Below are 14501 nucleotides of genomic sequence, written 5' to 3'. Positions count from 1 at the left end.
TTGCTAGGATAAAAGGTTCAGCCCTACTTCGCACCTAATTTCTGTAAAAATGCTGCGAAAATGCAAGTGGTTGGAGCACTCAACAGAAAAACCTAAAGGCTCAAACACAAAAAAGCACCTCAATTGAGGTGCTTCTCTCATTTTATACTCAAACGCTTCATGCTGCTGAGTTCAGGTGCGATTTCTTCGTCGTCACGTTGGTGCGAACTTCTGAGAAATCGTGACTAAAGTGGTCGACTTGAATCGCTTTGTAGCGCAACTTATCTGCCGCCATGATTTGGTCGATTTCTTGCTCTGTCAGTACCTCGGCTTCAAACGCTTGCTGTAGGCGGTCATGCAATAGACCTTTACGCGCTACTTTGCCATCTTTTGCAGCTTTCATCAGCTTACGCTCGAGAGGCTTCACATCGTACATCGCCAAGAATGCACGTTCCATTAGGCCAACGCTGTCGTCTTCCTCTTTGCCGATGTAGCATAGATGAGTCAGTCGGTCACGTTGAGCGCCTGGTGTCATCATCGCTTCTGCTAGGCTCACACATAGCTCGTCGCTTGGCGCATTGAAATGGTTACCCAATGGGAACAACAAGCCTTTTAGAACGCCACCTACGTATTTCACAGGGAAGTTCGAGTAAGCCTCATTCAATGACTTCGAAGCATTGTATAAGCAGTGTTGTACTGCATAATGAACAAAGTTCAAATCACCCTGCTGACGACCTTCATCTTCATACTTCTTGAGTGCAGCAGAAGCCATGTACAAGTAGCTTAAGCCATCACCAAGGCGTGCAGAAATCATTTCTTTGCGCTTCAGGTCACCACCTAGAGTCAACATTGCAAAGTCTGCACTCACTGCCAGCGCGCGGCTGAGGCGAGTAATATCCTTATAGTATTGCTGCGTCGGCCCGCTCATGTGTGCTTTCACGAGGCGAGAACCAGTCAACGCTGCACCCAATGCGCCAAAGGTGTTACCCATTGCGTGTTTGATATGTTTGAACAGCAGATCATCAAACTCTTTTGCGCCTTCTTTCGGATCTGGGTTCGCAGCGGCTTCCATCTCTTTCAGAACGTATGGGTGACAACGTGTAGCACCCTGACCAAAGATCATTAAGTTACGAGTTAAGATGTTTGCACCTTCAACCGTAATCGCGACCGGAATACCTAGATAGTGTTTTGCTAGGTAGTTCATTGGACCGTCTTGAATAGCACGACCAGCATGGATATCGAAAGAGTCATTTAGGATGGTACGAGCGATTTCCGTCATGTGGTATTTCGCAATCGCAGTTACAATGCCTGGCTTCTCCTTCATATCTAGAGAAGTGGTGGTTAGCGTTCGAGTCGCTTCTAGTAGGTAAGTTAAACCACCAATGCGCCCCATCGCCTCTGCAACACCTTCAAACTTACCAATCGACATACCAAACTGCTTACGAACATAAGCATAAGCGCCAGTTGTGCGTGTTGTTAGGTGGCCAATCGCTGTGCCTAGTGCAGGAAGGGAAATGCCTCGTCCAGCCGATAGACATTCCACCAACATACGCCAGCCTTTACCTGCGTATTCGGAGCCACCGATCAACCAATCCATTGGAATAAACACATCGTTACCGCGTGTTGGGCCGTTCATGAATGCAGAACCCAGTGGGTCGTGACGCTCACCAATTTCGACACCTTCGTGATCAGCAGGAATTAGAGCACAAGTGATACCCACGTCTTTCTTGTCACCAAGTAGACCATCAGGATCTTGAAGCTTAAACGCTAGACCAAGAACCGTTGCTACAGGTGCCAGAGTGATGTAACGCTTGTTCCAGCTAACACGGATACCTAGAACTTCTTCACCTTCATGCATGCCATAACACACAACACCTTGGTCTGGGATACCACCAGCGTCCGAGCCCGCTTCAGGACCAGTAAGGGCAAAACATGGAATATCCGTACCGTCTGCAAGACGCGGCAGCCAATAATCTTTTTGATCTTGAGTACCATAGTGAGAAAGCAGCTCACCCGGACCAAGAGAGTTTGGAACCATCACTGAAACCGCAGCACTGATACTGCGCGTTGCAATGCGAGAAACGATGGTTGAGTTAGCCAGCGCTGAAAACTCTCGCCCACCGTATTCTTTTGAAATGATCAGCGAGAAGAAACGCTCCTTGCGTAAAAACTCCCATACTTCTGGTGGAAGATCTCGATCGTCTTTCACGATCTTTTGGTCATCCAACATTTCTAGTAACGTTTCTAGCTCATTGTCCATGAAGGCTTGCTCTTCAGACGTCAGAGCAGGCTTCGGATAATGATGTAGCGTTGTAAAGTTTGGCTTGCCTGAGAATAGTTCAGCGTCCCACCATACACTGCCCGCTTCCATTGCTTCTTTTTCAGTACTCGACAATGGAGGCAGTACTTTCTTAAACATTTTAAATGCTGGGTCACTAATCCATTTTCTTCGTAGAGAGCTCATAGTTCAGATCCTTTTGTTCGCGTCACCGCTAGCGGCTTTAACTTATCTTTATTATTGATTTAATATGCTTTACTTTGCCGACATACCAGCCGACAAATATGGAATCAAAAGGTCGACGACAGACTTAACATCAACCTCTTTTTCAAACTTACTTTCTGCAATTTCTGTTAACGCTTGGCTTGATGCCATAGTGAAAACGCAAGTGCCTAATGTGAAGTGTAATCGCCAGAACAATTGTTCTTCAGTTAATTCTGGGTTCGCTTTCATGATGGAGAACATGAACAAGTTCATCACTTCTTCATATCTTGTACTGATAAACCAGCGTAAATGGCCTTGTACGTCGGTGTAACCTCTACCAATCAGTAACATAAAAAGTGCCGTACCGTTCGGTCTTACCTCATTTAGCGATCGTAGCGGTAGACGCAACGATTCAAACACTTCATCCATGTTGTAGCTATCATGTGTGTTTAGCTCGATTAACGACGTCTTAATACTCGGCATTAGCGCTTCTAGGTAACGGTCTAGCACTGCCCTTACAAGCGTTTTCTTGTCGCCAAAGTGGTAGTTGACCGAAGCCAGGTTTACGTTTGCCTTACCAGTAATGGTTCGTAGTGATGTGTCATTGAAGCCGTATTCTGCAAATAGTCCTTCTGCTACATCGAGTATTTTTTCTTTTGTTGTACTTCTCGGGGCCATTTCAATCACTCGTATTAAACAACTGTTTGAAAATATACTCCCGAAACCTGAGATTAACAAATGATTAACATCACACTTTCACGCATTGGTCTGACCAGAAAGAAAAGTAGCGCTTTAAGGGAATGAATTTAAAGCGAATATTATTTTGTGAAAAAACTTCTAAAAAAAATGGAACTGTTTGGAATTAGCCCGGTCTGAATTACTGTAACAACTAGGGCATTCAAAGTTTTTCAGGCCGTCAAACTTGTTTCTATCTAGTTGCTACATCGCTGCTTTTTCTTATTAACTCCTATGTTTGTATCCGCCCAGACATTTTTTAGTCTGGGCTTTTTTTCGCCTGTCATTTGAGCTCCCCTTTGGATGAGCTTTGTGTTGTGCAAACTTCACCAATCTACAGATACAAAAAAGCCTCCCAGTCGGGAGGCTTTCGGTAAATTATTCTCTCTTAGCTTACGCTTTTTTCTCGCTTGCGGCTTCTTCTACCGCTTTCTTAGGCAATGAGAAGTGCAGTAGTGCATAGCCAATAATCGCTGCGGTCGTTGAGCCCATCAAGATGCCCAATCGAGCGTAGGTATCAAACTCAGGGCTTACGTTAGCAAACGCTAGCGATGAGATGAAAATTGACATCGTGAAACCGATACCACAAAGAACCGACACTGCAAAGATATGGATAAAGTTAACGCCCTGAGGCAGTTTTGCGATACCCAGTTTCACAGCAGCCCAGCTGAATGTGAAGATACCCAGCGGTTTACCAACCAATAGGCCCAGAGCGATACCTAGCGGTAGCATTGAAGTCAGACCTGACATCGATACACCCTCTAGCGAGATACCCGCGTTTGTAAAAGCAAACAAAGGAAGAATACCGAACGCTACGTATGAATGAAGTGCGTGCTCCATGTGTTTCAGTGGAGAATGCTCGCCTTTCTTGCCTTTAAGTGGAATAGCAAAACCAATTACTACGCCAGCAAGTGTTGCGTGAACTCCTGATTTAAGTACAGCAAGCCATAGTATCGCACCTACGATCATATATGGCGTCAGCTTAGTGACCTCTTTGGCGTTCAGCATGAACAACACACCGGTCATGACAAAGCCAACAAGTAATGCCATCGTTGATAGATCGCCTGTGTAGAACAACGCGATGATAACCACGACACCAAGGTCATCAATAATAGCCAATGCTAGAAGGAATACTTTCAAGCTGATTGGCACACGCTTACCAAGAAGCGCCATGATACCAAGCGCAAAGGCAATGTCTGTTGCAGCTGGAATAGCCCAGCCAGAGATAGCCTCTGGGTCACCGGCGTTGAAAGCCACATAAACCAGTGCTGGTGCTAACATACCACCTACAGCTGCAATAGCAGGGAAGATCGCGGTTTCTTTAGATTTTAGTGCACCTTCAAGTAGCTCACGCTTTACTTCAAGGCCAATTAATAGGAAGAACACGGCCATCAAGCCGTCATTAATCCAGTGAGATACTGACATACCAAATACATAAGTATGCAGCATCGCTTGATAACTTTCGCCAAGCGGTGAGTTTGCAATGGTCATAGCAATTGCAGCTGCAATTACAAGAAGGATACCGCCTGCGGATTCCATTTTAAAAAAGTCACGAATGACATCGTTCATGGTTTCGCCCTTATATTTATTATCTTAATAAACGAGTAACAAAGAATGATGAGAGTTTATAGCTGAAGAAAATGTAAGAATAATCGCTTGTTTAGAGTTTAAACTTCGATTTTTCCGATATTTCGTATACGAAAAATCGTATTTTTCAACAAGAACATATTTTTTTACAAGACCTGCCTATCTCCTTATAAGCTCAATCTATTCACATAGACTACTATTAAGTTAGTATAATATCTGATGAATTTTCGTGATTAACGTGCGGTTTTACACCGAAAATTGCGGGTTTCATTACCAAAAAAACCACCCAACTGGGTGGCCTTTTCTGTTCTGTTTAATAACCGGTGAGCTGCATAAATCCCCAAGCTTCATTAGAACCGGATGCGAGTATCGGGCCTTCCCAATAAGGAATCACAAACGGCAACCACATGTCCGATTTTATGATTCTCGTCGTCAAATTTATGTTCTGCTCGGGAACGTTAATAATCCATTGGAGAGGTAATCTTCTTCCATTAGAAAGATTGGTGACGTGCAGTGGCGTCATCGTGATGTCTCTATCAGTTAGATTGATGACTTTTCCAGAGCGCGTTGACAACGTACCGAAGAGGTGAGGAACCTGACCATTGTGACGATAACGACTTACTGTAAGCGCTCGCCCATCATCAAGGTTAAACACAAACCAATCCCAGCCTTGCTGGCCTTCGCCAATCAGGCCACTTCCCCACTCTTTCTGCGTCCAGGCTGAGCCAGAAACAGGGATCTCACGACCATTAAGGGTAAGCGTCCCTTTCACATTCAAGAAAGGCGCGCTGAAGCTGAAAGAGGCTATCGATTGAAGGGCATGCTTAACCTGAAACCCTTTATCACCGTTCACCACAAATGGACCGCTGGTTGTTGTATTCAAATCGAGGGCAAAAGCGTCAGTGGCGACATCCAGATTGCCTGGGAATGGTGTTGAACCAAGAGCACGCCAATTCCAGTTATCAATCCACAAACGGAACGGACGATTGGTCATCCCAGCTTGGCCAATACCACCACGGGCGACGCGCTGCTCTTTCCATACGTGAGAGCCATTACTAATCACAATGTGGGCAATAAATAAGTGTGGGTTCTGCCAACCTCGAGTATCACGTTCGTCTGTCGCTACGCGGAAATAGCTCCATTGAATGTTGTACACTTTGCCGTGCTTGTCCTGAACCTTAGCAAAGTAGTTCCACCACTCATGCTGGTAATCTGGGTGAAAACGGAAATCATCGGGTAGCGATACATGCTCATCAGGTAGGACTGGTTCGAAAACCGTCTTACTTTCACGTTTGAGTACATCGCTGATCTCACCTTGCTCAGTTGCGGTCGCTTCCGCCCAAAGTGTCAAATACAATGCTACGCCAGTCATCGTGATTGCAACGATACACAACAATACCGAAAGAGATAATCGCTTTTTGGGTTTCATGTTTTTCACTACAGCGCATCCCTCAATGACTTCATTGGCGTGCTCTTAATCATTCTAATCACTGGTAGCGCACCAGCGATCATAATGGCCAGCATTGCCCAAGCGATAGTTTGAGCGTACTCCCAAGGAATGGTTTGCAGCTCCAGCGACCAACCGAATGATTGCTCAATAATGATATCAACGATCAGATGTGCCAGTGCTAAACCCAGTGGTACAGCAATAATGGCGGAGATCATACCGAAGGCAAACAACTGAAGGCCTCCTAACATCACCAATTCTTTACCGGAAACGCCCATACAACGTAGCAATGAGAAATGTCGTTGACGAGAAAACTCGCCCGCTAGCGTTGCGAAGAACAATCCAAATACGGCGATAATCAAAGTGATGTTACCTAGCGTTCCCGCAATAGCAAAAGTATGATCAAACACGCGCATGGCTTGGTTATAGATATTGTTGTTGTCGAACACTCGGTCCTGAGGCAAACGGAAAACGTTTCCTAGACGACGCTTCAAGCCCTCTCCGTTAACGTTGTCCTTCACCAAAACGCCAAGCCCTACATTACCTGAGCCTGCAAACGCGTACAGCCAATTACGATGCGACATCATAACTTGGTTGTACGGGTTACCGTAGTCGTAATACACACCAACGACTTGCCACCCTCCACCTAATGGAGGCTGGAGATCAATATAGTCACCCGGGCGAATATCGAGCTTCAAAGCCATGGATTCGCTCACCATTAAGCTCTTCGAATGATGCAAGTGATACCAATAGTTCGGCACACCAAGCTTCACAGTAAGAGAGTCCAGCTCTCCTTCTGAGGAACCAGTACTCACTACTTGCAATGCACCACGTTCCGTTGGGACGTCTTTTTCCCAACGCCACCAGACAGCGTCTACTTCAGGTTGTTCTTTCAACCAAGCGCTCATGCGTGCTGCTGAGTTGTTCGTCGGGTAAATATAGAGGTCGGCGGCTAGGCGTTGGCTTAACCATTTATCCGTCGTATCACGGAAGCTACCAACCATGGTTTCCACACCAATATTTGCTGCCAAGGCGAGCATAAACGCCATCGTCGCAACGCCACGGTAACTCATGCTCGCAGCCGCATCAGCGAAGAACCAGCGCACACGCACCCAGCGTAGTGAGTAAGAAAAACTTTGGAACATGTGCCACATCAAAAATGGCATAAACAAGGCCACACTGATTAGCATCAGGGCAATAATAGCAAAACCCGACTCTTGTGTTTTAGGTGCTTGGTACACGGCTACGGCGGCGACACAGAAAGCACAAGCCGCAAATGCTTGCCAAGAGAACTCACGTCCAGCAAAACGCATCAGAGATAAGCGGGAAGAAAGGCGAATCGGTTGCGATTTCAGCAGACGAATCAGCGGCCAAAGACACGAAATGAGTGCCCCCATTGCTGACATCACTAAGCTATATAAGCTCGATTCCCATGACCAGCCAATTGTTAGGCCAACATTGGCGTCGTAAAGATCGCTCAAGCTCGACGAAACAGCAGGGATCAGCTCATTCGCTAAGATAAGGCCAAAGAAGTTACCACATGCCCATGCAACCAACACAAGAATGGTCAGTTCAAGCATCAAAGCTTGGGCGAGCTGCATACCATTGACACCGGTTTGGCGAAGTATGCCGACCAAGCGCTGGCGCTGAATAAACGACAGTGACATTGCTTGGTAGAAGATGAACAAACCCACTAAGAACGACAGCATGCCCATCGCCGTCAAGTTCATGTGAAATGCTTTCGTTAAAGACTCTAGTTCAGTACGGCTGTTACGCACCAGCGTCATACCGTTAGGTAGCATGTTCTTGAGAGCCAGTATTTTCTCTTCTGGCATTTCGCCACAGGCGATGGCAGACAAACCAGAGCTGCGCTTAAGCATACGAAGCAGAGAAATATCGGTTACAAGGCGAGTGCCGGAGAGCAGGTTATCTGAGTCGACTTTTAGTGGCCCAAGTCGACTGCCATCATTGAGTTGAATAAAGTCGCCATCGCTCCATTGCATGTGCGCAGCCAAGTCTTGGCTTGCAAGGATAGGATAAGGAGGCTTCATTAAAGACAGCATCGGTAGGTCTTTGAGCGATTTACCCTGCTGTAGAGGCAATAAGGCGACGGGATCGACACCGACCAACATCAAGCTCAGGTCGGCTTCCGTATCAAGGTGGAGAATATCAAACGGCGCACATTGGTTGAAACCAGCACGACGCAATTGGATATAAAAGCCTTGGGGGATTTTATTAGCAGAATGCTTAGTACGAATACGGTAAGGCAAAGGGTTTGAAAAAAGTTTCTCACCGGTTTCGTAGCTCTGTTTCGCGTGTTGGTTAATAGAAGTAACACCAACAAGGAGTGACACTCCAAGGGTTAAACCAAGCCAAACAAGAATAATTTGAAGTGGATAGCGGCGGTAGTGACCGAGTAGTGCCTTAACTACGGGCCATAACATGCAGCTGTCCTCCTTGAAGACGGATTCGACCTTCCATGTGTTCTGCCACCTTTTCACTGTGAGTAACCAGCAACAAAGTACACTCTAACTGGCGGGCTAGGCTCGTAAGTAAGCGCATTACCGCTTCGGCATTGCGCTCATCCAAGCTACCTGTTGGTTCATCGGCAAGCAGAATTTTCGGTTCCATATACAACGCACGAGCAATCGCAGCACGTTGTTGCTGACCACCGGACACTTCTTCAGGGTAACGACCTAAAAGCGGCATAAGGTCGAGAGCAGAAAGAATTTGACGCCACAAGCCTTTGTCTTCTGGCAAGCCTTTTAATTGGCGGCAGAAACGGATGTTGTCAGCGATATTCAAGGTAGGAAGCAGGTTGAACTGCTGGAAGATATTACCAATGTTGTTGCGGCGGTAAAGTGTTCTAAGGTGCTCTGGAGCGCTGTGCATGGCGAAACTTGGGTACTGTATCTCGCCTGAATCAGCAGTATCTAGACCTGCGATCAAGTTAAGTAAGGTACTTTTACCTGATCCACTCTCCCCCATTAATGCAACTTGTTCACCTTGTTGTAATGTTAATTCCGCCCCTTGCAGTACAGGATAAAATTCTCCCCCGTCTACATAGCCTTTACATAGGTCTGACAGTTTTAACATTGATTTTGCCGCTCAAATGGTGTGTAAAATTGGAATCAGAATCTACACTAAAATGCTGTTGGTAGGAAGTATTTTGAATAGTTGATCACACTATCAGGGTACAAATGCAACTTGTCTCGAAACACCACTCAAGCCTCGATCAAATTTTTCATCCATTTCTTGCTCGCCATACGTTGAAAACACGTTCCCCACTTCACCACTTCTTCGGTCAAAAACAGGAGATAAACCCATTGCGGCTCAAAACCAAGGTAGATTGCACCAAAGGCAGCGAGAGGGATGCCGATCACCCATTGTGCGATCAGATCCTGATACAAACAGAACTTCACATCCCCACCTGCGCGTAACACACCAACAATGGCCATCATAGGCACGGAGCGCAGAATCACACCAATAGCGAGAATCACCATAAACTGCTCAGCAAGGTGCCGAGTTTCTGGTGTCAGTGCGCTGAATGCATCGAGAATAAGTTGGTTGGAGAGTAGAAGCAAAATAGCGACAACAATGGCGATGGCTACATTCAGGAAGACAGTTGCCCACGCTTGGTAGTAAACCGGACCAAACTGCTTCGCGCCTAATTGGTTGCCCACTAAAACAGCTGCCGCATTGGATGAACCTATCATCATAGCCAGAGCAATCGACTCAACCGGTGTCATCACTGATAAAGCAGCCAAGCCTTGCACTCCTGCCTGCCCCATAATGGCGTGATAGGCAAACAAACCGCCAGCCCAAGCAAGGAAGTTAAATGTAGTGGGAAGAGATAACTTTAAGAAACGTGTGATTTTATCCAACACCAAACTGGCACGAATATCATCCCATCCAAACGCGATGATGTGTTTTTTAAACCACAAGTAACTGAATAGACATGTGACCTCTATTGCGCCACTGATCACTGTCGCGATCGCAGCACCTTTAATCCCCATTGGAGGAAAGCCAAATTTACCGAAAATCAGCACCCAGTTAAGGAAGATGTTAGACGCAATACCAATGCCGCTAAAGAAAGTACTGAGCCCAGGTTGATGCATGGCACGTAAGCCTACAGCCATACTCGCGACACAAGCTACAGCGAACATACTAACCGATGAAATCACCAAATAGTCGGCTCCAAGACGAATCACTTCCTCTGAATCCGTCGTTAGGCGCATAATTGGTTCAGGGAAGAGTACGAACAACACGACAGTGAAAGCAGCGAACACCATGGAGATCATCCAAGTCAATGACGTGCTTTGGCGAACTCCGACTTTATCGCCCGCTCCCCAATATTGTGCCGTTAGCAGCGCACCACCCGTTGTCACACCCAGGAGCATAATCGTGGTTACAAAGGTCGCTCTTGCAGCAACGCCGACCGCTGCAATTTCCGCTTCACCCAACTGGCCTAGCATCAAAACGTCCACCAAGCTTCGACTAGAGAACATCATGCTCTGCAAAGTAATAGGTAATGCGATGGCAAACAGTCGACGTAAAAACGACTTATCAGCATGAGTAATCAATTGTGAAAAAAAAGTCATGCTCGCTCCGTCGACAACTTATTGATAGAAAGGGAAAAGTGTCTCATGATTATACCCAGTGGTGACTAATCCACCAGCAATAAAAAGGACTCAGAATGAAAAAGGTGTTGGTACTTGGGGCTTCCGGTTACATTGGCTCACAACTTCTTCCACAACTGCTCGACAAAGGTTACATTGTCACTGCAGCGGCGCGTCATATTGACTATCTAGGATCCCGAACTCAGCCACACCCTAACCTCACCCTTACTTATCTCGATCTAGCGGATGCGCAAGCAACGCTCGAAGTGGTGAATGACTTTGATTTGGTGTTCTTTCTTGTGCACGGTATGGCGCAAGGCCACGACTTCGTTGAATACGAATTAAACCTCGCAGAGAACTTCAAAAATGCGCTTGAGAAAAGTCGTGTAAAACACGTTATTTACTTGAGTGCGATTCAGCCTCAAACTGGCAACTCTCAACACTTAGCGGCACGCAAAGCGACGGGAAAGATCATTCGTCAAGCTAGCGTGCCTGCTACTGAACTTCGTGCAGGCGTGATTATCGGTCCCGGTTCTGCGGCATTCGAGATCATGCGCGACTTTGTCTACAATTTGCCGGTTCTTATTGCGCCTAAATGGGTAGATTCCAAAGCTAACCCGATCGCCCTCCCCAACCTGAATCATTATTTGCTTGAACTGGCAGAAACCAAACCAACAGAGAGTGAAATCTACGAGGTCGGCGGTCCGGATACATTAAGTTATCGTGAGCAATTTGAAGTCATTTGTAAGATCACCAAGAAACCTTACCGACTTTGGTCTACGCCACTGCTGACACCTAAAATGGCATCGTATTGGTTGGCCATCGTGACATCGGTTCCTGCAAATATCGGTAAAGCGTTACTTGCAGGTTTAGAACACGACTACATTGCCGATACCAAAGCCATTCATCAGCGATTCCCACAGCAGCTGATTAGCTACGAGCAGTCTGTTGAGGACACGATCGCAACGGAAGGCACTTTTGTACGCAGTAACGTCTGGGGCTTCGAACCTACCGCACTCAAACGCTGGCAGCCGGGCTATGGGTACTATCCAAAACAAGCGGGAGCGAGCATCAAGACTAAAGCTTCTGCCGAATCACTTTGGAAGGTGGCACAAAAGATCGGTAGCCCTGAAAAAGGCTATTACTTTGCTAACATCCTTTGGCGCACCCGAGAATGGCTCGATATCTTCTTTGGTGGCGGAAAACCCATTCGTGTTTCCCCTCCCGGCCCAGAGCTCAAAGTGGGTGATTTCATTGATTCTTGGAAAGTCATTCGCTGCGAAGAGAACCAGTTCCTCTCGCTATTTTTTGGCATGAAAGGGCCAGGGCTTGGTCGTTTAGAAATCACCATTAAAGACGACGGTGAGGAGCGTGAATTCGATATTACTGCATGGTGGCATCCACAAGGCTTTCCGGGCTTACTCTACTGGTTTGCGATGATGCCTGCTCACCTGTTTATCTTCAAAGGCATGGTTAAAGCCATAGCGAAAGAAGCGGAGGCGCTAGAGGAAAAACAAAACTAAATAAAGCGAACCATTGGCACGGATGCCAGCATAAAAGAGTAATAAGCTAAGGGTCGATGAGAGAGGGTTTTAGATTGATTAACACGGAGTCAATTTATTTGAATTTATCTCAGGCCAGCCCCCGTATTACTCTTAATCCATGCCTTCTTCTTACCTACTTCATCTTGTGCGAAGTGGTGACCACAACAAGCAAGTATTGGAATCACAATGGGTAATCGATACATCATTAGCAACAAACACCACGATAACTTCATGCTTCACCAGCAACACGTAGATAAGATTGCATTGGTGACTGAAGGTGGTGGTCAACGCGGCATATTCACTGCGGGCGTTCTCGATGCCTTTTTACATGCTGATTTTAATCCCTTCGACTTACTTATCGGCACTTCTGCAGGCTCCCTCAATCTCGCATCTTACATATGCGGGCATCAAGGTCACGCTTACAAAATAATTGCAGAGACAACGCGACGCCCAGAATTCTTTAAGCTGACGAAATACCTCCTCAATGGCGAAGGCTTAGATTTAGACTTTCTGGTCGACAATGCGGAAATTGATATCCCACTCAATTGGGAAAAAGGCTCGGATTTACTCAAAACCAAACAAGTCGTCGCTGTAGCAACCCATGCACGTAACCTAACCACCGAGTGTTTCGATGTCACTCTCGATAACTGGAAGGATGTACTTCGAGCGTCCTGCGCGATTCCTGCCTTGCATAAAAAGCCGGTGGTGTTCGACGGTGCACGTTGGCTTGACGGCGGTGTATCGGCTCCCATTCCTGTGGAAGAGGCTTACCGTCGAGGTTACAAACATATCGTTGTGGTCCGAACAATGCCTACCGATTTTGACGAGCACCACCCTCTCATTGAGGCCATTCTTAAGCATGCGCCAAGCAAAGCCATGAGTGAACTTTCCGCCATTTTGCTTAAACACGAAGAGACCTACCGTCAGACTCAACGCTTTTTGGCCAACCCACCGGATGACGTGAATATCTACGAGATTTCACCTGCTAGAAACCTGAAATCGTCCGTCGTAGAAAGTACGAAAAAACAGCTGGATGCCGATTACTTGCACGGGGCGCGATTAGGTCGTCTGTTTGTAGCGAGCATTGGCAGAAAGCTGAATATCCCCTACAAGCCATACAAACGTTATAAAACCATCACTTCTGAGTTTGTAAACGATGATGCCCATTATCAGAAAATCGAACAAGTATGGCTTAATAGAAAGCGCGGATACATGAAGGGCGCGATGAACAGCGACATCGCTTGGATCAACGTTAACCCTCAAAACCATTCAAGAGCACTCGTCATCGTACAAGGACGTAATGAATCGGTTTGGAAGTATAAAGAACTTATTTATGAGTTAAGTCAGTATTTTAATGTATACGCTTTTGACCACCGTGGTCAGGGAGAATCTCAACGATTAACCGAACACAGTGAACTTGGACACGTCGACCAATTTGAGCACTATGTAGAAGACTTAGCGCTATTTCTTGAACAGGTTGTCGAAAGCCAACACAAAACTGAAGTCATGATACTCGCCCACTCTATGGGCGGAGCTATCGCGACACAATACCTAGCGAAGTACGACCACAACATCAAAGCTTGTGCCCTCACAAGTCCAATGTTTGGCATCAAGCTGCCTAAAGTTGTTGGCGGCATCCAAAGTGCGACAATGAAGGTGATCAGCCAACTTCAGAAAACGCCCAACTTCGCTCCGACACAAACCGCCTTTGTTACTAAGACTTTCGAAGGAAATGATCACACGACAAGCCCAATCCGCTTTAAAGCTTACAGTGATTTACTAAGCAATAACCCAGAGCTGCGATTAGGCGGTGTCAGTCCAAAGTGGATCAGTGAAGCCATTGCAGCAGGAAAATATTGCCTATCTCAGGCTAAGCATATCACGACGCCAATACTGATCGTGCAACCAGAGGGAGACAACGTCGTCTCCTTAGCAGCCCAAGATACATTCAATGAAGCGTGCACCAGCTCAAGACTATTAACCATACCTCACGCTAAACATGATGTTTTGATTGAAGCGGATCGTTACCGCGACTGGGCGTTAAAGCACATCCTGCATTTTTACGATCACAGGCATCAATTTGTTTAGCTGTGAGACTTAACCCGCCT

General features: G+C 46.5%; 9 protein-coding genes. 2 read left to right on the top strand and 7 right to left on the bottom strand.

Translation table 11 applies throughout. The features are described from left to right. Positions 1-157: 157 nt before the first annotated feature. From A8140_RS06765 to A8140_RS06735, 7 genes are all read right to left on the bottom strand, one after another. Positions 158-2443 (bottom strand): acyl-CoA dehydrogenase, encoded by a 2286-nt coding sequence (locus A8140_RS06765; protein WP_005529201.1) that lies wholly within the window; start codon positions 2441-2443, stop codon positions 158-160. Between the two features lie 69 nt (positions 2444-2512). Then, positions 2513-3139 (bottom strand): TetR family transcriptional repressor PsrA, encoded by a 627-nt coding sequence (gene psrA, locus A8140_RS06760; RefSeq protein ID WP_005529203.1) that lies wholly within the window; start codon positions 3137-3139, stop codon positions 2513-2515. 450 nt (positions 3140-3589) lie between these two features. Next, the gene (nhaA, locus tag A8140_RS06755) at positions 3590-4765 is read right to left on the bottom strand and encodes a Na+/H+ antiporter NhaA (RefSeq protein ID WP_005529205.1); all 1176 of its coding nucleotides are present in this window, start codon (positions 4763-4765) and stop codon (positions 3590-3592) included. A gap of 331 nt (positions 4766-5096) precedes the next feature. Next, complete coding sequence (locus A8140_RS06750) at positions 5097-6212, bottom strand: lipocalin-like domain-containing protein (RefSeq protein ID WP_086015921.1); 1116 nt, start codon at positions 6210-6212, stop codon at positions 5097-5099. 8 nt (positions 6213-6220) lie between these two features. Then, positions 6221-8674: an ABC transporter permease gene (locus tag A8140_RS06745; protein ID WP_005529210.1), complete on the bottom strand. Its 2454-nt coding sequence runs from the start codon at positions 8672-8674 to the stop codon at positions 6221-6223. After that, a complete protein-coding gene (locus A8140_RS06740; RefSeq protein ID WP_005529212.1) occupies positions 8655-9326 on the bottom strand; it encodes an ABC transporter ATP-binding protein in 672 nt (223 codons plus the stop codon). The genes A8140_RS06745 and A8140_RS06740 overlap by 20 nt, the downstream gene beginning before the upstream one ends. Positions 9327-9454: 128 nt before the next feature. Then, positions 9455-10831 carry an MATE family efflux transporter gene (locus tag A8140_RS06735; RefSeq protein ID WP_005529214.1) on the bottom strand — a complete coding sequence of 459 codons (1377 nt, stop codon included), beginning with the start codon at positions 10829-10831 and terminating at the stop codon, positions 9455-9457. A gap of 95 nt (positions 10832-10926) precedes the next feature. On the opposite strand from A8140_RS06735, the gene A8140_RS06730 reads away from it, so the two are divergent. After that, on the top strand, positions 10927-12372 hold the full coding sequence (locus tag A8140_RS06730) for a DUF2867 domain-containing protein (protein ID WP_005529217.1): 1446 nt from the start codon (positions 10927-10929) through the stop codon (positions 12370-12372). Between the two features lie 207 nt (positions 12373-12579). Next, entirely contained in the window at positions 12580-14481 is a 1902-nt protein-coding gene (locus A8140_RS06725) for an alpha/beta fold hydrolase (RefSeq protein ID WP_005529219.1), read from the top strand. Positions 14482-14501 lie beyond the last annotated feature (20 nt).

Origin of the sequence: Vibrio campbellii CAIM 519 = NBRC 15631 = ATCC 25920 (assembly GCF_002163755.1) — a bacterium.
GTDB classification, from domain to species: domain Bacteria; phylum Pseudomonadota; class Gammaproteobacteria; order Enterobacterales; family Vibrionaceae; genus Vibrio; species Vibrio campbellii.
Note: the sequence above shows the minus strand (reverse complement) of the source record. Positions and strands in the feature narration are given on the sequence as shown.

Bases quoted from the DNA above. Each gene is read 5' to 3' on its own strand.
- A8140_RS06765 (WP_005529201.1), bottom strand. From the start codon at position 2,443: ATGAGCTCTCTACGAAGAAAATGGATTAGTGACCCAGCATTTAAAATG.
- psrA (WP_005529203.1), bottom strand. From the start codon at position 3,139: ATGGCCCCGAGAAGTACAACAAAAGAAAAAATACTCGATGTAGCAGAA.
- nhaA (WP_005529205.1), bottom strand. From the start codon at position 4,765: ATGAACGATGTCATTCGTGACTTTTTTAAAATGGAATCCGCAGGCGGT.
- A8140_RS06750 (WP_086015921.1), bottom strand. From the start codon at position 6,212: ATGAAACCCAAAAAGCGATTATCTCTTTCGGTATTGTTGTGTATCGTT.
- A8140_RS06745 (WP_005529210.1), bottom strand. From the start codon at position 8,674: ATGTTATGGCCCGTAGTTAAGGCACTACTCGGTCACTACCGCCGCTAT.
- A8140_RS06740 (WP_005529212.1), bottom strand. From the start codon at position 9,326: ATGTTAAAACTGTCAGACCTATGTAAAGGCTATGTAGACGGGGGAGAA.
- A8140_RS06735 (WP_005529214.1), bottom strand. From the start codon at position 10,831: ATGACTTTTTTTTCACAATTGATTACTCATGCTGATAAGTCGTTTTTA.
- A8140_RS06730 (WP_005529217.1), top strand. From the start codon at position 10,927: ATGAAAAAGGTGTTGGTACTTGGGGCTTCCGGTTACATTGGCTCACAA.
- A8140_RS06725 (WP_005529219.1), top strand. From the start codon at position 12,580: ATGGGTAATCGATACATCATTAGCAACAAACACCACGATAACTTCATG.